At 52.3% G+C, this 24,329-nt stretch carries 22 protein-coding genes and 1 tRNA gene; 6 read left to right on the top strand and 17 right to left on the bottom strand.

Going from position 1 to position 24,329, the window contains the following annotated elements; genetic code table 11:
• Positions 1–1,148: M20/M25/M40 family metallo-hydrolase (locus OXG87_17650; GenBank protein MCY3871378.1), on the top strand; the 1,148-nt coding region annotated here is incomplete at its 5' end.
• Between the two features lie 120 nt (positions 1,149–1,268).
• Positions 1,269–2,492 carry a phospholipase D-like domain-containing protein gene (locus tag OXG87_17655; protein ID MCY3871379.1) on the top strand — a complete coding sequence of 408 codons (1,224 nt, stop codon included), beginning with the start codon at positions 1,269–1,271 and terminating at the stop codon, positions 2,490–2,492.
• 137 nt (positions 2,493–2,629) lie between these two features.
• On the opposite strand, the gene OXG87_17660 is transcribed toward OXG87_17655, so the two are convergent.
• From OXG87_17660 to OXG87_17690, 7 genes are all read right to left on the bottom strand, one after another.
• Positions 2,630–2,983, bottom strand: a complete 354-nt coding sequence (locus tag OXG87_17660) for a hypothetical protein (protein ID MCY3871380.1) — start codon at positions 2,981–2,983, stop codon at positions 2,630–2,632.
• A gap of 92 nt (positions 2,984–3,075) precedes the next feature.
• On the bottom strand, positions 3,076–3,687 hold the full coding sequence (locus tag OXG87_17665) for a hypothetical protein (GenBank protein ID MCY3871381.1): 612 nt from the start codon (positions 3,685–3,687) through the stop codon (positions 3,076–3,078).
• 196 nt (positions 3,688–3,883) lie between these two features.
• Positions 3,884–4,255 carry a clan AA aspartic protease gene (locus tag OXG87_17670; GenBank protein ID MCY3871382.1) on the bottom strand — a complete coding sequence of 124 codons (372 nt, stop codon included), beginning with the start codon at positions 4,253–4,255 and terminating at the stop codon, positions 3,884–3,886.
• Positions 4,252–4,527 carry a hypothetical protein gene (locus tag OXG87_17675; protein ID MCY3871383.1) on the bottom strand — a complete coding sequence of 92 codons (276 nt, stop codon included), beginning with the start codon at positions 4,525–4,527 and terminating at the stop codon, positions 4,252–4,254. The genes OXG87_17670 and OXG87_17675 overlap by 4 nt, the downstream gene beginning before the upstream one ends.
• An 18-nt stretch (positions 4,528–4,545) precedes the next feature.
• Positions 4,546–4,812 (bottom strand): MoaD/ThiS family protein, encoded by a 267-nt coding sequence (locus OXG87_17680; GenBank protein MCY3871384.1) that lies wholly within the window; start codon positions 4,810–4,812, stop codon positions 4,546–4,548.
• 27 nt (positions 4,813–4,839) lie between these two features.
• On the bottom strand, positions 4,840–7,140 hold the full coding sequence (locus OXG87_17685; GenBank protein MCY3871385.1) for a xanthine dehydrogenase family protein molybdopterin-binding subunit: 2,301 nt from the start codon (positions 7,138–7,140) through the stop codon (positions 4,840–4,842).
• An 82-nt stretch (positions 7,141–7,222) separates the two neighbouring features.
• Entirely contained in the window at positions 7,223–8,122 is a 900-nt protein-coding gene (locus tag OXG87_17690) for an NAD(P)-dependent oxidoreductase (protein MCY3871386.1), read from the bottom strand.
• Between the two features lie 104 nt (positions 8,123–8,226).
• On the opposite strand from OXG87_17690, the gene OXG87_17695 reads away from it, so the two are divergent.
• Entirely contained in the window at positions 8,227–9,774 is a 1,548-nt protein-coding gene (locus OXG87_17695; GenBank protein MCY3871387.1) for an FGGY family carbohydrate kinase, read from the top strand.
• On the opposite strand, the gene OXG87_17700 is transcribed toward OXG87_17695, so the two are convergent.
• Genes OXG87_17700 through OXG87_17710 form a run of 3 tightly spaced genes read right to left on the bottom strand, consistent with a single transcriptional unit; the run spans position 9,767 to position 15,328 of the window.
• A complete protein-coding gene (locus OXG87_17700; protein ID MCY3871388.1) occupies positions 9,767–11,557 on the bottom strand; it encodes an ABC transporter transmembrane domain-containing protein in 1,791 nt (596 codons plus the stop codon). The genes OXG87_17695 and OXG87_17700 overlap by 8 nt on opposite strands.
• Positions 11,550–13,253 carry a hydantoinase B/oxoprolinase family protein gene (locus tag OXG87_17705; protein MCY3871389.1) on the bottom strand — a complete coding sequence of 568 codons (1,704 nt, stop codon included), beginning with the start codon at positions 13,251–13,253 and terminating at the stop codon, positions 11,550–11,552. The genes OXG87_17700 and OXG87_17705 overlap by 8 nt, the downstream gene beginning before the upstream one ends.
• Complete coding sequence (locus OXG87_17710) at positions 13,250–15,328, bottom strand: hydantoinase/oxoprolinase family protein (protein ID MCY3871390.1); 2,079 nt, start codon at positions 15,326–15,328, stop codon at positions 13,250–13,252. Before OXG87_17710 ends, OXG87_17705 begins: the two co-directional genes overlap by 4 nt.
• A 127-nt stretch (positions 15,329–15,455) precedes the next feature.
• Between OXG87_17710 and OXG87_17715 the strand changes: the two genes are divergently transcribed.
• The 3 genes from OXG87_17715 (at position 15,456) to OXG87_17725 (ending at position 17,549) form a co-directional block, all read left to right on the top strand.
• Positions 15,456–15,532 (top strand) — tRNA-Gly (locus OXG87_17715).
• 48 nt (positions 15,533–15,580) lie between these two features.
• Entirely contained in the window at positions 15,581–16,720 is a 1,140-nt protein-coding gene (locus OXG87_17720; protein MCY3871391.1) for an aminotransferase class V-fold PLP-dependent enzyme, read from the top strand.
• 4 nt (positions 16,721–16,724) lie between these two features.
• Positions 16,725–17,549 (top strand): rhomboid family intramembrane serine protease, encoded by an 825-nt coding sequence (locus OXG87_17725; protein MCY3871392.1) that lies wholly within the window; start codon positions 16,725–16,727, stop codon positions 17,547–17,549.
• A 7-nt stretch (positions 17,550–17,556) separates the two neighbouring features.
• Here OXG87_17725 and OXG87_17730 read toward each other — a convergent pair whose 3' ends face one another.
• From OXG87_17730 to OXG87_17760, 7 genes are all read right to left on the bottom strand, one after another.
• Positions 17,557–19,164 carry an NAD(P)/FAD-dependent oxidoreductase gene (locus OXG87_17730; GenBank protein ID MCY3871393.1) on the bottom strand — a complete coding sequence of 536 codons (1,608 nt, stop codon included), beginning with the start codon at positions 19,162–19,164 and terminating at the stop codon, positions 17,557–17,559.
• Positions 19,165–19,167: 3 nt separating this feature from the next.
• Positions 19,168–19,986: a ferredoxin--NADP reductase gene (locus OXG87_17735; protein ID MCY3871394.1), complete on the bottom strand. Its 819-nt coding sequence runs from the start codon at positions 19,984–19,986 to the stop codon at positions 19,168–19,170.
• A gap of 10 nt (positions 19,987–19,996) precedes the next feature.
• A complete protein-coding gene (locus OXG87_17740; GenBank protein ID MCY3871395.1) occupies positions 19,997–21,043 on the bottom strand; it encodes an Ldh family oxidoreductase in 1,047 nt (348 codons plus the stop codon).
• A gap of 85 nt (positions 21,044–21,128) precedes the next feature.
• Positions 21,129–21,515, bottom strand: a complete 387-nt coding sequence (locus tag OXG87_17745) for a VOC family protein (protein MCY3871396.1) — start codon at positions 21,513–21,515, stop codon at positions 21,129–21,131.
• Positions 21,516–21,561: 46 nt separating this feature from the next.
• On the bottom strand, positions 21,562–22,575 hold the full coding sequence (locus tag OXG87_17750; protein ID MCY3871397.1) for an ATP-binding cassette domain-containing protein: 1,014 nt from the start codon (positions 22,573–22,575) through the stop codon (positions 21,562–21,564).
• Entirely contained in the window at positions 22,568–23,575 is a 1,008-nt protein-coding gene (locus OXG87_17755) for an ABC transporter ATP-binding protein (protein ID MCY3871398.1), read from the bottom strand. Before OXG87_17755 ends, OXG87_17750 begins: the two co-directional genes overlap by 8 nt.
• Before the next feature lies 1 nt (position 23,576).
• Positions 23,577–24,329, bottom strand: a complete 753-nt coding sequence (locus OXG87_17760; GenBank protein MCY3871399.1) for an aldolase/citrate lyase family protein — start codon at positions 24,327–24,329, stop codon at positions 23,577–23,579.

A 24,329-nucleotide genomic window follows, 5' to 3' on the forward strand; every position in this document is an offset into this window, starting at 1 on the left:
CTACCCCATTCAGCCATAATCGGGAAAGAAACCTTATGGACTCCGTACAACTCACGCGCGAATCTGTATCCTTCAACTCAACCAGCTATTTGAGCAACGTAGATTGCTCAAATGCCATGGCAGAAAGTATGCGCAAAGCTGGCCTCGCGGTCGAACGCATCCCCTACACAGACCCCAGCGGCGTTCCCAAACTGAACCTCGTCGGAAAAAAAGGAAATGGCACCGGTGGCCTCGCCCTGATGGGACACAACGACGTCGTACCCGCCGAAGGGTGGGCCTGGGACCCCTTTGAAGTCGTCGAAAAGGGCTCCCGCATTTACGGACGCGGCGTAGCCGACATGAAAGGTTCGGTCGCCTGCATGATCGCCACGGCAAGCCGTTTCTCCATCAACGAACTCAAACACCCCATCTACGTGGTTGTCACCGGAGATGAAGAAATCAACTGCGGAGGCGCCGATGTCGTCGCCCAAAAATCCGAGGTATTAAAAGAATCCGATGTGCGCTACGGCATTATTGGCGAACCGACCCTGCTCGACGTGGTACACGCCCATAAAGGCTCGGTCAAAATCAGCGTCACAGCCACGGGAAAAGCCACGCACAGCAGCACGGGAACAGGCATCAACGCCAATCACAAACTCATCCCCTTCCTCAACGACATGCTCGCCATAGACCGCGAACTCCAAACCGACGAAAAATACCTTAACCACGCCTTCACACCCCCACACGCCACCCTCAACACCGTCATACACGGGGGGGAACAAGCATCGAACATCACCACGCCAGAAAGCGGGGCAACCCTCAACATGCGCCCCATGCCGGGACAGGATTTCGCGCCCTTGCTCGACAGAATCAGAACACTGGCCGAAGAACGCGAAGTCCACGTCGATATCTACGACGGCCTCGCTCCACTCCACACCCCGGTGGAATCTCGCATCGTGCAAGAAGCCCTCTCCGTCACAAATAAGAACGAACCCAAAACCGTAGCTTATGGCACCGATGGCATGATCTTTGGCAAGACCATGGAACTCGTCGTACTCGGCCCCGGCAATATTCAACAGGCACACACCATTGATGAATGGATCGAAATCGAACAACTCCATCAAGCTGTGGATACCTTCTCAGAAATGGTGCGGCGGTTTTGTAGTTAGCGATCGGCGTTCAGCAGTCGGCCATCAGCAGTCAGCTATCCAGTACCAAAACGCAAATCTGGATTCATAAAGAAACAGCGATTATGACTCTATACCATATTAGAAAACAAGTAATCTCTCATGAAAATTCTAACGACATCCTGCGAGATCAATAGGGAAATAACTCGACTTCTTGCAGAATGTTCCTCCTGCCAAATTGCCGTTGCCTGGGCCACGATTGGATTCAAGGTCTTCGATCTATTAAAAACACACAAAGCAAAGATCGAAAGAATGATCGTGGGTACGCATTTTTATCAAACTCATCCAGATTTTATCGAATCATTTATCACGCACAAGAATGTCCATTTCATCAAAGCCACGGATGAGGTCTTTCACCCAAAGGTGTACTACTTCCAAATGAGTTCCAACCGCTGGGAATGTATCATCGGCAGTGCCAACCTTACCCGCGGCGGATTTGAAAGGAACGATGAAGTAGCTATCCTGGTTACAGATGAGGACCGTGATAGCTCTGATACCCAGGCGGAATTGTTCGATGCTTTGGATAAATATTGGAGAAAAACACCTATACTTGACAAAAGCGACTTAGAAGCCTACAGACAAGCGTGGAAGCGGAAACGGCCGATAGTGCAGAAACTCGAGGGAAAATTTGGTCTTGAAAACACTGATCAGGGTGACGGAGGAAAATCCCCTTTAGAAATACCAGTCCTGAGCAAGACATGGCGGGAATACTTCAATTGTATCAAGGTGGAAAATAAGTATTTTAAAAAAGAAAAAATCTGCCTGGAAACACGCTTGAAAGTCATTCAGAGCGCGAGAAATCTATTCGATAACCACGTCCACTTCTGCGATATGAACGACATTAATCGACGAAAGATAGCCGGTTTAATTGACGGGAGCGATGATGGTGTGAACTACCTATTGTTCGGGAGTATGAGAGGAGCAGGGAAGTTTCAAAATGTAATCAACAACAATGATAAACATTTATCACAAGCACTTGATTTAATACCAGCGTCAGGCTACATTTCAAAAAATATGTATCTCAAATACATTGATGAGTACCTCAAAGCATTCCCAGAAGGAAGGCATGGGATTGCTACCGCAACCCGCTTGCTGACCCTGAAGCGACCTGACATCTTCGTGTGTTTGACCAAAAACAACCAAGAGCGATTGTGCCAAGATTTTTCTATAAAAAAAAGCGTCACTTATGAGGCATATTGGGATTCGATTATAGAACGAATTAAGGAATCAACGTGGGGGAATGCTCCGTGTCCCAAATCCAAAATTGAGTTACAGGTCTGGCGGGCACGGGCAGCATTTTTGGATTCGATTTATTACGTAAAGTGATGCGTGACTTCTAATCCACACACTACAATAAAAAGGGAATTATATACAAAGTGTCCGAGGAATTTCAAAAAAGTACTGGCCGTCATAAACCCATTCTAATACATTTAGAAAATTCTATATTCCAGTAACCAATCATCCTAATTTAAAAAAGTCAAAACGATTCCAATGACAGACGCAATAGCAGCAACAATCGCAGAAACAGACGTTATATCATCACGATATAACAACCACTTTTTTCGACCTTTCGGTGTCACTCGGATATTACGCAGAACTTGATCCAAATCGTTACTGCCAGTTAATCGGAAATCAACAAGACCTTTGTCCTTTAGTCCCCATAAATCCTTTGCCATTTTAAACTCATTTTTTGCACCTGTCTCTTCGCCAAGTTTTCTCACTATATCTGCCCCATAACAACCGTACCCACTATCTAATTCTTCTATCGCTGATAGTATAGATTTTTGCCTTTTTCTTTTTTCCCAATATTTTTTCATATAACACACTGTAAAATTTACTATAAACTATTGAAAATAATTGATTTTACACCAATTTTGACTGTTGCAACGCTTCTTTTAACACTAATCAATTAAAACTGTGAATTTTCCCTCTCTAAATAATCATGAAACCCTTGAAAATAATAATCTAAATTTACAAAACCTTCATAAAGACGGTCAGTAAGAAACAAAATTGGATTCCTACTTGCCCCAGCCTCCATTACAACAACCTCAACCTCCGCTTTATTTGGATAAGGAATATCTATTGAATACCAGGATAACTCTCTCTCGTTATTTTCTAAACTTTCCATATAATCTCTGGGTTTATCCCAAACAGCATCCGGCTTTAGCAAATCAATTTTCTCTCCTTCGCCATATTTTTTAGACAATATGCTTTCCAATTCATTAAACTTCCTTTTTAACTCGTCCCCATAAGAATTAGCCTCTATCACCCAAGAAAAACGAACTTTCATCAATCCCATTTCTGGTATCATTACAAAGTACACATAGTCTGCGCCTTGTGGCTTTTTGGGTTGCTCAACAAAAAAAAGATTAGATTCATCCTCATATTGTTTTATATGTCCAAAGTCTAATTTTTTTATTTTTTCCAGCGTCATTCCTTTTTTGAGTCCAAAAATTCCTTCGCCAAAGGACTCTGACGGAACACATATAGCAAGAAAACACAAAACAATAATCTGTCTCATGTAAAACTCCTTTCATTTGCTGGCACTATTGTATATCGAATGAATACCTCATAAATACAGTATAGTACCCATATTTAATTCCTTCAAGAAACCTCAATCTTTTCCTCGGCCCTTTTGTATATAATTCCTAATAAAAAAGCCCCGTGAACTCTCAATCACAGGGCTTTTTTGAGACCTTGAAATTGCCTTTTGGCCCCTACGGCAGCGGATTGATAACCACACGGCCTCCATCTACGACTTGAACAGTCAACTCATAGCCGTAGAGCAGGGACATGCCAATAAGTGGATCACTGTTTACTTCGTCCACAGCAATTCGTCGGGGCCTATCATCCCATGTAACGGTAGCTTCGTAGATATCGAAAAGACTATCACTACCGTCAGCCAGCATAGCCCGCCCCCGCCGACGCCAAACAAGACCCAGTTCCTGAATAAGCGATGCTGGAAGCGTCAAGAAGCCATTGAATCCCGTGTCGATAACTGCATCGATCTCCCTGCTTTGACCTTCAGATCCTTGCACGCTCAGAGATATAACAGCCTCGCGATATACAGTAACATGACCGGTTATCATGCCCCACTCGCCTCGTAACGAGGCCCAAAGTGGCGAGCATACCGGGATCCAATACGTCTTGTCCACATTTGTGCATCTAATCTGCGGGCAAGAAGCCGGTCGGATGCAGCCAGTTCATCTCGATCAACCTCATATTCTCCCGTCTCGATGTCGATAACCACAAATTTGCCTTCATCGGCAGGTTCAATATGAGGCCTTATGTCTCGGTCATAAATCTCATCGCCGCGTCGCGCGAATTCCTCTTTGCTGTACCGTGGTTTTGATATGGACATATAATTCCTCCTCCCCCATTACCCACCTGCAATCGACGTCACGAAATGAACCTCGCTATTGGGGGGTATTTGCGTCCGCAAACCCTCTTCGGTGACAACGCCATCAATCGCAACAGCCAGTCCAGGTGCAATCCGATAATCCTCGTACACCACCCGATCTTTAATACCGGGAAATTGTGCATCCAGATTTTCGATCACCTCTCGCAAGGTATTGCCACCAACAACCACCTTCTCCTGCCCATCGGTCAATTTGCGCATCAGCGAAGGAATCCACACTTCAGGCATAGTCAAACTCCTGTATCTCAGGCCCTCTCAGGCCGAGCCGTTTCCACCGTTTTTATCCCACCAGGCTTCCAACACGCGCGGAGGCGACATGGGCAACTCTGTCAGACGCAGGCCAATCGCATCGTAAATCGCATTGGCAACCGCTGCTGTGGGTGGCACAATCGGCACCTCTCCCACCCCGCGCACACCGTAAGGATGCCCCGGATTGGGAACCTCGACAATATGCGCATCAATCATCGGCAAATCCAAACACGTCGGCATGCGATAATCCAACAAGCTGCTATTCCGCAAAATGCCATCTTCGTCGTACACATACTCTTCATTGAGCGCCCAACCAATCGCCTGCGCCACGCCGCCCTGCATCTGCCCCTCCACATAAGGCGGATAAATCGCTTTCCCCGCATCCTGGAAAATCGACGCACGCAAAATATCTACTTTGCCCGTATCGGGATCAACCTCCACATCCACAATCGCCACCGCATAAGCACCTCCAACACCTGTGGGTTTTGCCGTGGCGCGCCCCATCACCGGCCCACCCGTTGAATCGAGCTTGGCCGCCAGATCTTTAAACGTAATCGACTTCGACGGATCGGACTTCGAGCGGAACACAGCCTGATCGAACTCGACATCATCCTCGGAAATCTCCCAAAGGATCGCCGCACGCGCCATCATCTGCTCTTTGATATCCTGCGCGCATTTATAAGCCGCCCAACCAGTAGCAAATGTCGTGCGCGAACCACCTGTCACACCCGTATAGCCAATCGAATCCGTATCGCCCACCTGTGGACGAATCTGTTGCTCTGAAATACCCAGCACTTCGGCCATCTGCATCGCAACCGACGTGCGCGTACCCCCAATATCTGTCGATCCCTCCACCAGATTGATCGTGCCATCGTCATTCACACTCGCAGCCGCACTCGAAACACCGCCCCCATTGCCCCAGAAACCAGACGCCACACCGCGACCGCGATATTTTCCATTGAGCACCGTTTGATAGTGGTTAGAAGAGACCGCAGCGCGAACACATTCCTCGTGCCCAATGCGCTTATTCACAGGGCCATCTGCGCGGCGCGTGCCTTCTTTTGCAGAATTGCTCAACCGAAATTCCAGCGGATCGGCCCCCAATTTCTCGGCGAGTTCATCCACCACCGTTTCAACGGCAAAAGCCGCATTCGTCGTGCCCGGCGCCCGATAAGCCGAAGAGGAAGGCTTGTTGTTCACCACATCATAACCATCCACCAGAACATGTGGAATCACATAAGGCGCCAGCATATTGCGCGCGCCCGCGCCCACGGGACTGCCAGAAAAAGCCCCAGCCTCATACACCAACTCACTCTCGGCAGCAACGAGCTTGCCATCATTGGTCGCCCCCATCTTAACCCGAATCCACGAACCCGACGTCGGGCCAGTCGCCTGCAAGACCTCAGTGCGGGTCATAATCATTTTCACCGGATGCCCGGTCTTTCTCGACAACAGCGCGGCAATCGGTTCCAAATACGCTTTGATCTTCCCGCCAAATCCCCCGCCAATCTCCAGGGGCACAACCTTAATTTGCGACACGGGAATGCCCAAAATTCTCGCAGTCTGATCCCGCACGCCAAACGCACCCTGATTGCTGCACCAGATCGTCACCACGCCATCGGCATTCCACAACACCGTGGCATTTTGCGGTTCAATATAGCCCTGATGCACCATATCCGTGAGAAACTCGCGCTCGACAATCACATCGGCTTCGGCAAATCCCTGTTCGATATCGCCCAATTCCGTGCGAAAATGCGACGCCACATTGCTGAAATTCTCGCTCCTCTCGCCCATCGAATTGGTTCTCTGATCTTCATGTACCAGAGGGGCATCATCCTTCATCGCCTCCCGCACATCCAGCACATGGGGCAACACCTCGTACTCTACTTCAATCAAATCCAGCGCTTCTTCGGCAATATGGACATTGGTCGCCGCCACCGCCGCCACGGGATACCCCTGATAGAGCACCTTCTCGCGTGCCAACACTGCCGCACACATATCTTTAACGCGCACCACCTCTTCGCCCAAATCGGCCAACTGCTCCTCGGCATTGAGCGCCAAATCCTGCCCTGTAACAACCGCGCGCACGCCTTCAAGCGCTTCGGCCTTGCTCGTATCAATCGACTTAATCCGAGCGTGTGCATGCGGGCTTCGCAAAACTCTGGCATGCAACATATCGGGCAAATTGAGGTCCGTACCGTAAATCGCCCTGCCCGTCACCTTATCTGCGCCATCGTGCCGCACGGGCCGCGTCCCCACGACCTTATAATCCGTAATACCCAAATAATCTTCCTGTGGAATCGCCATTTATTCCTCCTGTAATAGATATTGCAGTCCTGATCAATCGCACCAAAAATAATGCAGACCGCGCCCCCTGTCCAGTCTTTAATCACGCATCGCTGATCTTAATACCCGACAGGGTCTCAATAGTCTTTGTCACGGCTGAAAAATCGAGTGCACCAGCACCCAGGCTACTGGCGGCCGCATACATCTGATAAGCCACGGCTCCCAGGGGCACGGGCACATTCATTGCGCGTCCCATCTCCACGCCAATACCAATATCCTTCTTCATCAAATCGAGCATAAACCCCGGCGCGTAATCATCCTTGAACACAAAATCTGCAACACGCGCCTGAAAAGCCGATGAATTCCCCGAACTCACGCTAATCACCTGCCGCATCACCTCGGGATCAGCACCTGCTTTAACGCCCAATGTAAGCCCCTCTGCAATCGCCGCCATCGTAATACCGCCGAGCAACTGATTGACAATTTTAACCGTTTGCCCCACGCCGACATCCCCCACATGAAAAATATTCTCGCTATTGCCCATCGCGTCAAAAATCCCCTTACAGCGATCAAAATCGGCCTTTGCCCCACCCGCAATAATAGTCAGCGTACCGTTAATCGCCCCAATATCTCCGCCACTCACTGGCGCATCCATCACGCGAACCCCTTTTTGCGATGCCTCCTCTGCCACACCCTGAATCGTCAGCGGCGAAATCGTACTCATATCTACAATGAGATCTCCCTTTGACGCCCCGGTCAAAACCCCCTGATCGCCCAAAATGACCTCGCGCACCTCGGGATCAGCCGTCACAATCGTAATAATAATATCCGTTGCCTCGCCCACCGCCTGTGACGAAGGCACATAAGTCGCCCCCGCGCCCTCCATCTCGGCCACGACCTCATCTCGCCGCGCATAAAACGTCACATCAAAACCGGCCTTCAATAGATTGTGACACATAGGCTTACCCATAATTCCCAAACCGACAAACCCTATCTTGTCCATCTCATCACTCCTTCTCTGGTAAAACATCCATTTGTCTTTGACAACTGAAATACTTCAATATAATATAACCACAACCTACCCTATCATCCAATAAAGAGCCAACCATGAACACAAAAAAATCCTCCGACCCTTTACTCATCGGCATCGACGTTGGAACCACCAACATCAAAGCCTTGATCTTTGATCCTCGAGGTCGCGAAATCGCCCGCGCACAGGCCAAAACGCCCACGCATCATCCACAGCCAGAATGGGCGTATTACAAACCCGATGAACTCTGGAAAACCGTGAGCAACGTCCTGAAAGATACTGTTGCACAAATCGACAACCCCGCCAACATCGCGGGCATAGCCACCGCGAGCATTGGAGAAACAGGCGTCCCAATCGACAGGAGCGGAAATCCAACGGGCCATGCAATTGCGTGGTTTGACCAGCGCACCCGCCCACAATGCGAGCAATTGCGAAAAACCTTTGACCGCGACGAACTCTTCTCGCTTACAGGGCTTCCACTACAACCCATTTCCAGCCTGTGCAAAATCCTCTGGATACGCGAACATCAGCCCGAAGCCTTTGCGCGAACCGCCACCTGGCTCAACACAGCCGATTATATTGCCTTTCGATTATCGGACATACCCGCCACCGACTATTCCCTCGCCTCTCGCACCCTTGCCTTTGACCTCCACAGGCGACAATGGGCAAACGACATCCTCAGTGAAGTCCGTCTTTCGCCAAATCTCTTCGCACCGCTTTGCAATGCAGGAACAGACCTGGGCACCATTCTTCCCAACATCGCACGCGAAACCGGCCTGCCCCTGCACACGCGAATATGCGCTGGTGGACACGACCATATTTGTGGCGCACTTGCCGTTGGTGTTACAGAACCGGGAACAATGCTCAATTCTCTGGGCACCGCAGAAGCCATGTGCCTGCCCATTTCTCAGCCGCTTACAGACCCGCAAATAGGCCGTCAAAACTTCACCATAGGCGCGCATGTCGCACCCGACCAATATTACTTCCTCGGCGGATTGTTTACAAGCGGTGCGAGCATCGAGTGGTTCCGCAGTTTATTTGGCGAAGACGCAGATTATAACACCTTAATTTCCGAAGCGAGCAAATCGCCCCCCGGTAGCCTCGGCGTTGGCTTTCTCCCACAACTGCGCTTTACCAACCCGCCCCATGCAGAAGCCATAGCGCGCGGAACATTTATTGGCCTGACACCCGACGCCAACCGAGGTACGCTCTTCCGAGCAATCCTCGAAGGTCTATCTCTGGAAATGCGCCATATTATCGACGAGTCCAAATCTCATCCCGGCGTGCCCGAAACAAAAAATATCGTCGCAATCGGCGGAGGCATACGCAACCAACTCCTCATGCAAATCAAAGCCACCGTTCTCGACCAGCCCATCGCCCTCGCCGAAATGGATGAAGCAACCGCTCTGGGCGCGGCAGTGCTCGCGGGATTGGGCACAGGTGTTTACGCAGACGTTGCCGATGCCCTGCACACGCTCGACACCCCCATGCAGACCGTTCACCCCATACCCGAACAGGTCGCCCATTACAACAGAATTTACAACCGCGTACACAAGCAAATTTACCCGGCAGTGCAAGACCTGCACCAGCAGATTGACCAGATCCAGATGACAACGGTCAGATAATCTTATCTTCGCCAATTTCCATATTCCGAAATTGCAAATCGCACAACTCGCGATAAACCCCACCCCTATCAAACAACGCCCCATGTGTCCCGCGCTGCACAATCTCGCCCTGATCCAGCACCAGAATGCAATCCGCGTGTTGCACCGTTGACAACCGATGTGCAATAATAAACGTCGTGCGTCCCGCCATCAACCGTTCCAGTGCCTGTTGCACCTGTGCCTCAGAAGCAGAATCCAGCGATGAAGTCGCCTCATCCAGCAACAAAATGCGCGCGTCTCGCAACAGAGCACGCGCAATCGCAACCCTCTGCCGCTGTCCCCCACTCAATTTCACGCCCTTTTCCCCAACCAACGCGCCGTATCCATCTGGCAAATCCACAATAAAATCGTGGGCATTCGCATCTCGCGCCGCCTGCTCGACCTCATCATCCGTCGCATCCAATCGCCCGTATCGGATATTTTCGCCAATAGAAGTACCGAACAAATCCACATCCTGTGATACCAGCGCGATCTGTTCGCGCAGCGATACAATCTGCACATCTCGCACATCCACACCATCCACGCGCACAACCCCAGAGGTCGCATCGTAAAATCTCGGAATCAGATTCATCAGCGTCGTCTTACCCGCGCCACTCGCCCCCACAAGTGCTATTGTTTGCCCAGGCAGGGTCTCAAATGAAACCCCCTTGATTACCGGGCGGTCGGGTTGATATCCAAACCAAACATCTTCAAACGCCACTGCGCCGCGAACATCTGCAAGCGGAAGCGCACCATCGCCATCGGCAATCTCCGGTCGCGACTCGAGCAACTCAAAAATGTGTTCTGACGCACCCACAGCAGAATTCAAGGACGCATAAAGACGCGAAATACCCATCACGGATCGGGCAATATTCATCGCGTAAAAAATAAACGCCACCAGATCGCCCGCCGACAAACGTCCGGCCAGCACCTCTGTGCCTCCGTACCAGAAAATCACCACCAGCGCCATCATAAAAAGAAATGCGATACAAGCTGAAAAAACCGCTTCCATAATCACGCGATAGCGCGACGTGCGAAACAAATCTTCGTTTGCCTCGCCATATCGATTCACCTCAAAAACTTCGCGTGCAAACGCCTTGACAACCCGCACAGCCGACAGGGCTTCTTCGGCAATCGCAGTCGTATCGCCCAACCGATCCTGCACCGTACGAGATAACTCGCGGATGCGCTGTCCAAAATAGCGCGTCCCAACAGCGGCAACTGGCGCGGCTGCAAACACCACCAGACTCAATCGCCAATTGAGAAAAACCATAGCCCCTACAGAACCAACAGCCGAAATCCCCGTCATCAAAACCTGCGAAATAGCACCCGTCGCGGCATTTCTGATAGCCCCCACATCATTGGTCAGGCGCGACATGAGTTCGCCCAACCTGTGATCGGCATAAAAGCGAAGCCCCAAAAGATGCAAATGCGCGTAAACCTTCTTGCGCAGATCCGTCACCACGCGCTCACCCACCCAGGAAATCCAGTAATGACTCCCCACGTGCAAAAGCGACTGAAGCACAAACAGCACCAGCATGCCAAGCGCCAGCAAATCCAACTGGTGTCTATCCCCCTGCTCGAACACAGAATCCAATAGCGACCGCAAGCCCAGTGGAATCAACAGCCACACACCTGTGGAAAATGCGGTAAATACCAGCCCCAGAACGAGTCGAAACAGGTATGGCCGGGCAAAAGCAAAAATGCGCTTCCACGCCAGCCACAATGCCACAGGAGAATATGTCTGGTCCTTTTTTTTATTCATTTATTTTTTTCCTCAAAACAGCGGTCTCCTCAACATCCACCTCGAGATCAGCCGTAATCGCCACCCCATAAGCGTCTCGCGCAGCTTCGATCGATAGTCGCTCCTGTTTGACATCCTCCACCACCCTTTTGGGATCGCGTTCAAAAGGTGCTCCATAGCCTCCACCGCCCGGAATACGCAATGTCACCGACTGCCCGGGTTGGAGATCATAGCGCCCCTTTGGCGGCAAAACAGTGCCATCCGACAAAAAAAGTTCGCCGCGCCTGCCATCGCGTCCCCCCAGAAAACCGCGCGGTGCATAGCGCGTGCGATCGTACATACACGAATGCAGCGTGGGATGATCGGAGTCAACAGACAAAACCATCTCCTGCCCCAGGCCACCTCTAAAAGTACCCGCACCGCCAGAATCGGGAATCAACGCGCGCCTGTGCATAATCACCGGCGACACGGACTCAATCGCTTCGGCAGGCACGCCCTTAATCCCGCTGGGAAAAGCCGTCGCCGAAATCCCATCATCGCCGGGACGCGCGCCCATACCACCTGCGGAAAAAAAGATATACGCAAAGCGTTCACCCATGCGACCTATACCCTCCAGTTGCGTATTCCAAAGCCCAGCCGACCCATCGGCAATCACGCGATCGGGAATCGCCTGAGAAAGCGCTCCAAACAGCGGTTGCGAAAGAAAATGCCCAACCAGGTGCCGCGCACCCACAGCACATGGAAATTGCGCATTTAAAATACATCCCTCGGGTGCCGTAACTGTTATGGGACGAAAACTGCCTTCATTATTGGGAATATGCGGACTAATGGCGCATTTCAAGGGATAAGTCGTATAGGCATGCGTATAATTGTACACCACATTAATCCCGCGATCTACCTGTGGCGACGTGCCCGTATAATCAACAACCAAACTGCGATCTTTGACAATAACTTTTGCGCGAATAACCAGCGGTCTATCGTACCCATCGAGTTTCACCTCATCCTCATACACGCCATTTGCAATCTCCGAAATCGCCTCTCGAGTTGCCGCTTCTGACCGATCTAAAATCAGTTCCGACAACCCTTCCAGATCCGCGAGATCGTAATGTTCCAGCGCCTGAAGCAACTTGACAGCCCCTACATCATTCCCCGCCTGTTGCGCGTACAAATCGCCAACGACCTGATCTGGCTCGCGCACATTTGCCCGTACAATTGCGATCAAATCGCGATTGATCTCCCCTTCGCTAAACAATTTCATAATCGGGATATTCAGGCCCTCTTCATACACCTGACGTGCACCGGCACCCAGCGTGCGACCGCCAATATCCATGGCATGGCAGGTATTGGCAAACCACCCCACACCTCTGCCCCGATAAAAAACCGGCGTGACAACCGTAATATCGTGCAAATGCCCCGACCCCATCCACGGATCATTGGTGAGCAAACTATCGCCGGGTTTCAGCGTGTCAATCGGATACACTTTCACGAAATGCCGCACGCAATTCGCCATTGTATTGATATGCCCCGGCGTCCCCGTCACCGCTTGCGCCAGCATGTTGCCCCCGCGGTCAAACACCCCCGCAGACAAATCACCGGCCTCGCGCACCACCGTTGTAAAAGAAGCGTGCATCAGCGCTGCTGCCTGCTCATTCACAATAGAAATAAGGCGATTCCAAAGCACTTCCAGCTCAACCGCATCGATCTCGCACCCCGTCATACATCCTCCCTGATGAGAATCAGATTACCCGTATCATCGACCTGCAACACCCATCCGGGCGGCAATACCGTAGTGGATTCAACCTCCTCGACAATCGCGGGACCTTTCAAAATAACCCCTCGTCCAAGTTTCTCTCGCCTGTAAACCGCAGTCCCGTATTTCCCCTCAGGAAAAAGAACATCGCGCTGTCCCTCGGGAACAGGATCACCAGTGACTTCTCCAAAGGACCCAACATCGCAAATTTCCGGCTCTGGTCCCGAAACCGTCACACGCCAGTGGATAGCCTCAACGGGAACGCCCTCACACAGACGTCCGTATAATTTTGTATAAGACGCATCAAAAGCCGCTTGAAGCGCACTATCGGAACTTTCAGTGAATTCTCCCAGAGGCACTGGAACGCTTATCTCGTGCCCTTGCCCCACATATCGCATATCTGCCGTGCGCACCACGTGAATCTCAGAGTCATCGACTCCTGCCTCTCTCACGAGCGCGCGACCCTCGTCTTCCATCTCCCCATAGAGCTTATTGACAACCTCGCGATCCAACGCGGCGATCCGCGACACAAAACTCCGCACATAATCAAAAGCAATCGGCGCGAGCATCAAACCAAAAGCCGATCCCACACCCGCAGCTGGCGGCACAATCACCCGGTCAATCCCCAATCGCATCGCAACCCCGCATGCGTGTACAGGCCCAGCCCCACCCGTTGCCACAAGCGCGTATCCATTTAAATCAATCCCCCGCTCGGCAGCGTGAACCCGCGCTGCATTCGCCATATTTTCATTCACCAAATCGTGAATACCCTGTGCGGCACGCACGCGATCCAGTCCGGTAAATCGCGCAAATTCATCGACCACATCCGCAGCGCAATCCACATCCAGATCCATTTGCCCGCCCAAAAAATATCCGGCATTTAAATAGCCCAACAAGAGATCGGCATCCGTCACCGTAGGCAACTGCCCCCCGCGCGCATAACAGGCAGGCCCGGGATCTGCCCCCGCACTTTGCGGCCCAACCGTGGGCAAACCCAATTCACTCGCATGCGCGATACTGCCCCCACCAGCTCCTATTTCGATCATATCGAGCACGGGGACGAGCAAGGGCAACCCGCTACCGCGCTTGAAGCGATAAACCCGTGCGACCTCCGATTCAGTCGTAATGGGAAACGCCCCATTTTCGCTCAAAATGGCCTTTGCCGTCGTGCCCCCCATATCAAACGCGAGAATCTGCCCATACCCCGATCGATTGCCGTAATGCGCCGCGGCAAGTGCGCCGCCGCATGGACCGGATTCTACGAGACGCACGGGAAAACGCACTGCGGTCTGGACAGAACACGACCCGCCGTTTGACAGCATAATATGAAGCGGTGCCAAAATCTCCAGCGCCTTTAACCCATCTTCCAAACGCGCGAGATATTTTTCCACCATAGGCTGCACATAAGCATTTGCCACAGTCGTGGAAGTGCGCTCAAATTCTCGAAGTTCGGCGGCAACCTTGTGCGAAACCGAAATGCCTACATCGGGCATAAGAGAACGCACAATCTCCTCAGCACGACGCTCGTGATCGGGATTGACATAAGCGTGCAAAAACACAATAGCGACCGCCTCCACTCCGGCTTCGCGCAACACCCCGCAGGCTTTGACCACATCATCTTCATTTAATGGCGTCATCACCTCGCCGCGCGCGTACAGCCGCTCCCGCACCTCAACGCGCAACCGCCTTTCAACGAGCGGTTCGGGCAATTTCAAAAACAAATCGTAGATATCGTAACGCCCCTCCCGCCCGATTTCCAGCGCATCGCGAAAACCCGCTGTCGCAATCAATCCGGTCTTAGCCCCCCTGCGCTCAATCAGCGCGTTTGTCACCAGCGTCGTGCCGTGAACCGCCCGGGAAATCGTGCCAGGCGATACCCCATCAAGCACCTCTTTCACGCCTTCCAGCACACTGACCGAAGGGTCTGGAGACTGCGTCAACACCTTCGCCACAGACAAAACACCCGAAGCGTGTTCTCTCAACACAACATCTGTGAATGTGCCGCCAATATCTATTGCAAGCGTGTATGCCTCGTCGCTCACCATCATCTCCTTTGCATTTATTTTTCTTCTTCATCTCAAAAATAAAGAACAGCCCCTTTACCAACAAAGACAAAATTGACCTTGACAAGCCATGATCCTTTTTGTAATTTTTGAGTCCTCACAACGAGCGGGAATAGCTCAGCTGGCTAGAGCATCTGCTTGCCATGCAGAAGGTCGCGGGTTCGAATCCCGTTTCCCGCTCCATTAATCCAACCCGTTAAATTAACGGGTTTTTTTTATGGAGCAAACCGCTTGTCATCAGCTCTTGCCCGAGAAATAGCCAACCTTAGCCTGCCTGCGCTTGCCCTTTGGGCACCTGGACCGCACATGCTCACCCCTGCGGTTCGCCGGGTCTTGCAAACATATCAGACGACCTATTCCCACCGATCCGCTGCATTTCAAGCTTGCTATCAAAAAACTGTAGATTTGCTGCGCGAAGTCTTTCAAATTCCACGCGGATTTACGCCGCTCATCTTCGGCCACACCGGCAGCTACAACTGGGAAATGGTCGTCACCAATACGCCCTGCAATGGTGCAACATTGGGCATGGACATCGGTGCTTTTTCAAAAAAATGGGCACAGATCTTCACAAGTCACGGACGCGACATCGACATCTTAAAAGCAGCCTGGGGCGACGGCATCTGCGCTCGGACATGGTCCAACGCCATTGCAAAAAACTACGACCTTGCCCTTTTGACCCACAACGAAACATCTACCGGTGTTATGCTACCCATTCAGGAAATGTGTGACACCGTCCGCAACGCATCTCCCAAAACCCTGGTTGCCATTGACGCAGTCAGCATAGCAGGGGCATCAGATACGCCGATGGAGACCTTGCGCCCCGACTACTATCTCTGGAGCCTGCAAAAAGACTTCGCGTGCCCCACCATCGGCTCTGTCATGATAGTATCCGACCGCGCGTTTGACATCGCAGCCAACACGCCAAACCGCGGTTATGTCCTCGACTTGATCGAATGGCGAACGCGCGCAAAAACAGCCCAAACCCCCATGACCGTAGCCGACCTGACCTTACAATGTCTGAATGCGCGTCTCGAAGAAATGAAACGAGAAGGCGACCAACGTTTCAAACGCCATCAGAGCCTCGCCCACATGCAACGCGAATGGGCAGGAAAACACGGCCTGAACCTCATAGCCAAACCGGGATACGAGAGCCTGACCGTAAATGTCATCCTCTTACCAGACCACATTTCGGGTTCTGATTTCGTCGATCGCGCAAAAAAATTGCTCAATGTACAACTCGCCCCGGGCTATGGTGACACCAGAGACAAAGCCTTCCGCATTGCGGCTATGGGCCACACGTCAGAATGCGATATGCGACGCGTACTCAGGGGCCTCTCACTCATCCTCAACAACTGGTCAAAACTCGAGTAATTCCATGCCACCTCCCACCTCCATGATCTGCCCAGGCTGTGGCTACCTCATCAATACCGATGAGAAAAGATGCCCCCATTGCGGCGCTTATAATCCCAGTCTCTGGGGTCTCGGTCCCGCGCTGAACCGGCTTTTTGGCGGTCGCATCGATGTCCTCACCCTGATACCCACCGCGTGTATTGCCCTTTACGCAGTCAGTCTATTGCTCGACCTCGGCGCCGCACTGTCTATGGGCGGCGGGCTTTTTGGCATGCTCAGCCCCGGCAATATCCCGCTGATCGTTCTCGGTATGACCCATGGCGAGGCCCCCTGGTGGACTGTCCTCACCGCGACATATCTTCACGGCAGCCTCCTCCACATCCTGTTCAACGTCCTGTGGATCCGGCAACTCGGTCCCGAGGTCGGTCAGTTCTTCGGCCCGGCGCGCTATTTTATCATCTACACCGTCGCGGGAGCTATCGGCTTCATCCTATCCAATCTCATCTCAGGCTACCCCACCGTAGGCGCTTCAGGGGCTATTTTTGGACTTTTTGCCGCCATCATTGTGTACGGCCGCAAGCAGAAAACGCAGATGATGTCACTCATGACGCGACAGATGTGGCAATGGGCCATCATGCTATTTGTCCTGGGCTTTCTCATGAGCGGCGTCAACAACTGGGCGCATCTGGGCGGTTTTATCGGCGGCTGGATCGCAGCGCAAATCCTCGTTTCAAGTGCAGAATACCGCGAAGGGCGCATCACCATTCTCATAGCCCTGCTCTGTCTCCTCCTCACCGTCCTCGGCTTTGTCCTCTCAATTTTAGAATACTTCCCACTCCTTCTGTCTTGACGCGGACCTATCTCCCCAATCGTACATCTACAGGCTCAGGTATCCATGAAGCGGTAATACCCAGATCGCTGTGAATAACCTGTGCTGCATTATACCCCGGCAAACCAGTCACATTGCCGCCGGGATGACAGCACGACCCGCAAAGGTACAGCCCTTCAAAATATCCCCGATAATGCCCGGCACCGGGAAAGGGACGGTTATAACCCGTCTGCCCATTTGTAAACGCACCCACGAGCAAATCCCCATCCCGCATATTGGGCAATGCGCGCTCGACATCCAGTGGACTACGAACAAAAGAATCGATCACACAATCCCTCAAATTGGGCGCGTACTCAGACCACATATCCAGCATATCGCGACCAACCGCATCCCGCTGCCGATCCCAGTTTGCAGAATCGCCATACAGATGAAATGGCAACTTCTGCCACATAAACGCCGTGTGTTTGCCCAACGGAGCCTGCGTGGCATCAAAATGCGTTGGACACGCGCCCCACATCACAGCCGACGGAATCGTCCCCTTCTCGTGGTGGGCAACAATATCTCCATATTGATCCGCGTGTTCCAGCCCCAGAATAACCATCAGCGCATCCGCCACTTCCGGGTGTTTTTCCACAGCGCGATAACGCGGCGATTCACTCAAATTCAAATGGAGTGCGAACAGCGGAGCCAGCACATTATACTTAAATTTCTCGACCCGGTTTTTCCAGGCATCGGGCAACGCCTCGCGGTCAATCAAATCGAGAAACGTCTGATGGGGATTCAGGCTGGACACGACCACAGGCGCTTTAATATACTTGCCATCCACCGTCTCAACACCTTTAACGCGATTATCCTCCACCACAATGCGCCCGGGGTCGGTTTGCAACCAGATCTCCCCACCCATATCAGAAATAGCGGCAACAAGCGCGCGCGCCAGTCCCGCTGCCCCGCCCACACACACCTGAGCTTTCCCCTTGCTCGCCAGCAAAGCCGGTATATGGTGTCCAAATCCCGCGGCGCGCAAATCCACCTCGCGCAGCCCATTGAAAAACAACAACCCGGCTCGAATAACCGGGTGTTCAAATTCCCGACTCACAAACTCAAGAGGGGAAAGCGCGCTGACCTCGAGCAACATCTTCCCTTCCCGGGTCTGCGACAAAATCTCTTGCCTTAATTCCTGTGGCATAGGCGGTGCCTGTGCCTCTACAGACAGAATATTTCTCACAACGGGGTCAAACGCATTGCGCCATCGCCGAAGTGTCTGTGCATCCTTCTTACTAAACCGCGCAAAACTATCTTCAGTGCGTTCAAAATCCGTGTACCATTTCAGCACATCGTCATTTCTCAGCACAAGAGCCACATTCAGTTCGGGCTCAATATAGCGCGCGCCATACCGTTTTAGGTGCAAATCGTCAAACCACGGCATTTGCGTGATGGCGCGATGAAAAAAAGAATGCGTATTGTGCAAAAAACCCGGATAACGGGGGTCTTCAACAGTCGCCAGCCCGCCTCCGGGTTTATCCGTTCGCTCTAGGCAAATCACATTGAGTCCTGCGCGACACAAATACGCCTGCAAAATGAGGCCATTGTGCCCAGCGCCCAGCACAATCGCATCAGTCGTTATATCCTCTCCCATATCTCACCAATAGCGTTCTATATGTATCTGCCCGGGATCTCTCCGCTTGTGCTCCTTAAAACCCTCCGAAACCAGAATTTCTGTCACATCATCGCACATATAGGGATTACCACATACAAACACATGCGTATCTTCAGACGTGGGATGTCCCCCCCAGACCTCATCGAGCGGACCATCTGTCCACAAATTCTGCACATAACCCGTATATCCGCTCCACGCCACATGCTCATTTGCCGGACGACTAATCTGGGGAATGTAAATAAAATTAGCACATAAATCTTGCATCATCTCCAATTCTGACCGATACCCCAAATCCCATGAATGTCGCGCCCCGTGCAACACCACAAAACGCCGCTCTGTGTTTTCTTTCAAATAAGTCCGCAGCATACTCATATAAGGTGCCAATCCCGTGCCCGTCGCCACCATCACGACATTTTTATTTGGCGGAACATCTTGCAGCGTAAACATACCCGTAATTTTTGGCCCCAACCAGAGGCGATCGCCAATTTCGAGCGCGAATAACCTGGGCGTCAACGCCCCCGACCTCACCAGGGTGATATAAAACTCGAGGTACTCTGTTGCCACCGAAGAAGATGCAATAGAATACGCCCGCCGGATCAAACCTCTCTGCGGCTTCTCGTAATCTTCGACAGGGTCTGAATACTCTGTGCGGGGTGCATCAGGAGGCAATCCGATCACGCCAAATTGCCCGGCTTCAAAAGCCGGCAATTCCCATCCGTCGGGCACAACGCGAAGAATAATCAAATCGGGGGTCACTTCGAGACGTTGTGTCACAACGGCATTGAGTTCATCCTTCGGCAAACCAACCTCCTTAAGCTAAGGTTATACCAACTGCCTGTCCTGTTTCGCAAATCTGTCGCCAGGTCTCATCATCTATATCTACACCACGGGCTTCTTTCTCCCGCCGCATGCGCGCTTCCATCTCACCTGGCATCAAAATTTCATCAAACCCGGGCGCGAGCCGGGCACTCTTCAAAAACTGAACAAATGATTGCATCTCATCGCGAAATTGATCGCGTCCGACAAAAGCCCCAATATCCAGCGCCATAATAAACACCCCATTGCCACCGGAAAGTCCACCTTCGCGACTGCAACCACCGCCACCGAGTGCGCCAGACAAAACATCAACCACCACAGAAAGCGCGTAGCCCTTATGCGCAGAAATCCCGCCAAAAGGCAAAATAGCCCCTCTGGGCGGACCATAAAACTTTGCCGGATCCGTCGCCGGATCGCCCTCTGCATCAATAACCCATCCTTCGGGCAGCGATTCCCCCAAATTACGCTTCACCCGGATTTTCCCTTCCGCGACAACACTCGTGGTCAAATCCACAACAATTGGAAAATCGTCCCCCGTGGGAATACCCACAGCAATGGGATTGGGCGACATGCGCGCGTCAATACCGCCGAACGGATGCTGCAACAATCCCCCGCCGTGATTGTTGCACATCACAATACCAATCATCTCGGCCTCGGCAGCGACCTCCACATATTCGCCCAAACGCCCAATATGCCCGCTATTGAAAAGCTCGACTATGGCAACCGACCGCTGTTTTGCCTTCTCCATTGCCAGTGCCATAGCCTGATGGCAAACCGTTTGTCCAAACCCCCAACCACCATCGACAACCGCCGAAGCATCTGCCTCGCGCACAACCGCGATCTCTTGCCCGGCGTGCACGCGCCCTTCCTCGAGTGCCTGAACGTATTGCACCAGGCGAATCACACCGTGGGAATCGTGCCCCATCAAATTGGACAACACCAGCGAATGCGCAATCTGGCGCGCTTCTTCTGCGCCCAGACCTGCGCCTTCAAACACCTGTGTACAGGCCCCTTTGAGCCTTTCAACATCCAGAACAGGCATACGCCCTCCTCACCAGATCAAAATCGGGCCATAATCTACCACTAACGGGCATAATGGTCAATAATTGAGTCTAACTTCTCACCCCTCAAAGCATCTTCTCTTTGCGATGCACCAGTTGTACGCAAACGCCCCAGGGATCGCGCAGCATCGCCAGCGTATCCCCTGCATCCGTGGGTTCGGGTTCCTGCACAACTGTTGCGCCCGCGGCTTTCAAACGCGCAAAATCGGCCTCAATATCCTCAGTCGCATAAGCAAAATGCAGTGCCAGATGGTGCATCGAAGCGTAATCCGGCGTCTCCACTTCTGGCTGATGATAAAGCTCGTACATCGTCGTCCCTTCCGAATCCGCCACAAACGTCATCTTGATGGGCGGTGGCCCCTGGCGCACAACGCGCATACCCAGATTATCGCAATACCACTTTGCAACCACATCGGGATCATCAACAACAAAAGCAATGTGTTCAACCTTCATCTCTTTCTCCTTTTACTTAATGATGGGCAGATTCATGGGTCCACCCCTACCCCGTCATACCTTCCAACTGCAATACATCGCTCAAATGACAGCGCACCGCATGCCCTGGCGCGATCTCGCGCAATTCTGGCACTTCCTCCTTACATTGATCCTCAGCATAAGGACAGCGCGGATGAAACGCGCATCCCGAAGGCGTATCCCCGGGATCCGCTACCTCGCCAGACAGCAAAACGCGCTTCTTCTTTCGTTTGGGATCTGGATTGGGTACCGCCGACAAAAGTGCCTCGGTATAGGGATGCGCCGGACTTTGAAAAAGCTGATCAACCGACGCCAATTCCACAACCTTACCCACATACATCACCGCCACGCGGTCGGAAATATGGCGCACCACACTCAAATCGTGCGCGACAAACAAATACGTCAACCCGAACTTTTCTTGCAACTCCTGAAGCAAATTGAGCACCTGCGCCTGCACAGAGACATCCAGCGCGGAAACGGGTTCATCCGCCACGATCAACTTGGGATGCAATGCCAGTGCCCTCGCAATGCCAATACGCTGCCGCTGCCCCCCGCTAAAAGCGTGTGGATACCGCCGCAAAAAATGGGGATTCAACCCCACCTGAACGAGCAATTTCCGCACGCGCGTCTCCCGTTCGTGGCGATCTGCGACCCCATTGACCAGCAGCGGTTCACCAATAATATCGAGCACCGTCATACGCGGATTCAAAGAGGCGTAGGGATCTTGAAAAATCATCTGCATATCTCGGCGCAGCGACTTGAGCACATCGTGGGGTGCCCGTGCAACATCGACCTCCTCGCTATCCTTGCGGAACCACACCTCGCCAGCCGTGGGGGCTATCGCCCGCAAAATCGTGCGCCCAACCGTTGTTTTACCCGATCCACTTTCCCCTACCAGTCCCAGGCACTCACCCTCAAACAAATCAAAACTCACGCCATCTACGGCTTTGACCTGGCCGACAACAGTATTGAAAAAACCACGCGTAATAGGAAAATGCTTTCTTAGATCGCGCACCCGCAACAGGGCATTCTGTTCACGCATCGCGCACATCCTCTCCATAAAGCACACACGCAACCCCATGCCCATCTCCAACAGCGAGCAATTCTGGCCTATCGCCCGCATTGCACACCCCATCCTGCGCCACTTCACATCGCGGATGAAAAGGACACCCATGCAATTGCGTATAGGGATCGGGCACAGATCCCCTGATCGTCTGCAACCGCGTCTTTCTCGCCCGGGTCATTCCCGGGATAGATTGCATCAGCGCCTGTGTATAGGGGTGTTTGGGATTTTCAAAAATCTCCTCTGTCGCCGCGTGTTCCACAATGCGCCCCATATACATCACCGCAACCTCATCTGCCATTTCCGCGACCACGCCCAAATCGTGTGTAATCAGCATAATCGACATCTGAAATTCGTCTTGCAAATCGCGCATCAAATCCAGTATCTGCGCCTGAATGGTGACATCTAATGCCGTCGTGGGTTCATCGGCAATCAACAGTGCTGGACGGCACGAAAGCGCCATCGCAATCATCACGCGCTGTCGCATCCCGCCGCTCATCTCGTGCGGATATTGTGCAAACCGCCGCTCCGCATCTGGAATCCCAACCCGATCCAGCATATTTACGGCGAGCGACCATGCTTCTTCACCCCGCAAATCGAGATGTAACCGAATCGCCTCCACAATTTGAAACCCCACCGTATGCACCGGACTCAGCGACGTCATTGGCTCCTGGAAAATCATCGCAATTTCGTGCCCGCGAATCGCGCGAATATCCTCGCCCTCCTCATCCAGATCCGTCAAATAAATCTCGCGATCTGGACGATGCAAAACAATCTCGCCCTCCACAATTCGCCCGGGCGATGACACCAGGCGCAATGCCGAAAAAGCCGTCACGCTCTTCCCGCACCCACTCTCACCCACAATCCCCACCGTCTTTCCCCGGGGAATATCCATCGTCACGCCATCCACAGCGCGAACCGTTCCCTCATCGAGAAAAAAGTGCGTCTTCAAATTATTTATGGTCAACACATGGTCCAAATCACACAGCCCCTTTTGCCCGCGCTATAAACGCCTTCGCACCCTCTTGCAACCACCCGGTGCTATTCACCAGCATCATCTGCACCCCGGCAGCGGCAAATTTTCCCACATTGTCCGACGAGGTCATCGTACCGGCTATACGCCCCGAGGCGATGATCTTCGCAAGCGCGTCGTCAATCGTCTTTTGCACCACTTTATTTTCCAAATCGCCAATATACCCCATCGACGCCCCCAGGTCTGAAGGCGCGACAAAAAATACATCGATCTGATCCACAGTCAGAATTTCATCCAGATTCTCCACCGCGACGATGTCTTCAATCAAAATGGTGAGCAACACTTCGTCATTGGCCTTTGCAAAATAATCCGCAACACCATAGCCCTGCCGGCTCGTGAACATACCGCGCTGCCCAATGGGCGCGAACCGCCCACCAGCCACGACATTTTCCGCTTCTTCGCGCGTGTTCACATGCGGCACCACAATACCCTGCGCGCCCCTGTCCAGCGTGCGATAAATAAGCGTCTGATCATTGCGATTCACGCGCACAATCGACGTCATGCCCCACAGGTCACAGGCGCGCGTGAGATTGCCCAACTCGTCAAAAGCCATAGGGCCGTGCTCACCCTCAATCCATATCCCATCAAAATTTGCGGGACCAAATGTGTCGATATCATCCGCGTGCGTAAATCCACCGGCGATATACGCCTGTTCGCCTCGTCGCAACTTGTGTTTCACCCTGTTCTGTCGAAGTTCCAT

It is taken from the genome of Gemmatimonadota bacterium, from assembly GCA_026706845.1.
GTDB lineage: Bacteria > Latescibacterota > UBA2968 > UBA2968 > UBA2968 > VXRD01.

What these genes read in the sequence shown, in the direction of transcription:
- OXG87_17705 (MCY3871389.1), bottom strand. Translation starts at nt 13,253, where the DNA reads ATGACGGGGTGCGAGATCGATGCGGTTGAGCTGGAAGTGCTTTGGAAT.
- OXG87_17725 (MCY3871392.1), top strand. Translation starts at nt 16,725, where the DNA reads ATGCCACCTCCCACCTCCATGATCTGCCCAGGCTGTGGCTACCTCATC.
- OXG87_17665 (MCY3871381.1), bottom strand. Translation starts at nt 3,687, where the DNA reads ATGAGACAGATTATTGTTTTGTGTTTTCTTGCTATATGTGTTCCGTCA.
- OXG87_17740 (MCY3871395.1), bottom strand. Translation starts at nt 21,043, where the DNA reads ATGCCTGTTCTGGATGTTGAAAGGCTCAAAGGGGCCTGTACACAGGTG.
- OXG87_17700 (MCY3871388.1), bottom strand. Translation starts at nt 11,557, where the DNA reads ATGAATAAAAAAAAGGACCAGACATATTCTCCTGTGGCATTGTGGCTG.
- OXG87_17670 (MCY3871382.1), bottom strand. Translation starts at nt 4,255, where the DNA reads ATGATAACCGGTCATGTTACTGTATATCGCGAGGCTGTTATATCTCTG.
- OXG87_17750 (MCY3871397.1), bottom strand. Translation starts at nt 22,575, where the DNA reads ATGCGTGAACAGAATGCCCTGTTGCGGGTGCGCGATCTAAGAAAGCAT.
- OXG87_17655 (MCY3871379.1), top strand. Translation starts at nt 1,269, where the DNA reads ATGAAAATTCTAACGACATCCTGCGAGATCAATAGGGAAATAACTCGA.
- OXG87_17680 (MCY3871384.1), bottom strand. Translation starts at nt 4,812, where the DNA reads ATGCCTGAAGTGTGGATTCCTTCGCTGATGCGCAAATTGACCGATGGG.
- OXG87_17730 (MCY3871393.1), bottom strand. Translation starts at nt 19,164, where the DNA reads ATGGGAGAGGATATAACGACTGATGCGATTGTGCTGGGCGCTGGGCAC.
- OXG87_17760 (MCY3871399.1), bottom strand. Translation starts at nt 24,329, where the DNA reads ATGGAACTTCGACAGAACAGGGTGAAACACAAGTTGCGACGAGGCGAA.
- OXG87_17660 (MCY3871380.1), bottom strand. Translation starts at nt 2,983, where the DNA reads ATGAAAAAATATTGGGAAAAAAGAAAAAGGCAAAAATCTATACTATCA.
- OXG87_17690 (MCY3871386.1), bottom strand. Translation starts at nt 8,122, where the DNA reads ATGGACAAGATAGGGTTTGTCGGTTTGGGAATTATGGGTAAGCCTATG.
- OXG87_17745 (MCY3871396.1), bottom strand. Translation starts at nt 21,515, where the DNA reads ATGAAGGTTGAACACATTGCTTTTGTTGTTGATGATCCCGATGTGGTT.
- OXG87_17695 (MCY3871387.1), top strand. Translation starts at nt 8,227, where the DNA reads ATGAACACAAAAAAATCCTCCGACCCTTTACTCATCGGCATCGACGTT.
- OXG87_17685 (MCY3871385.1), bottom strand. Translation starts at nt 7,140, where the DNA reads ATGGCGATTCCACAGGAAGATTATTTGGGTATTACGGATTATAAGGTC.
- OXG87_17675 (MCY3871383.1), bottom strand. Translation starts at nt 4,527, where the DNA reads ATGTCCATATCAAAACCACGGTACAGCAAAGAGGAATTCGCGCGACGC.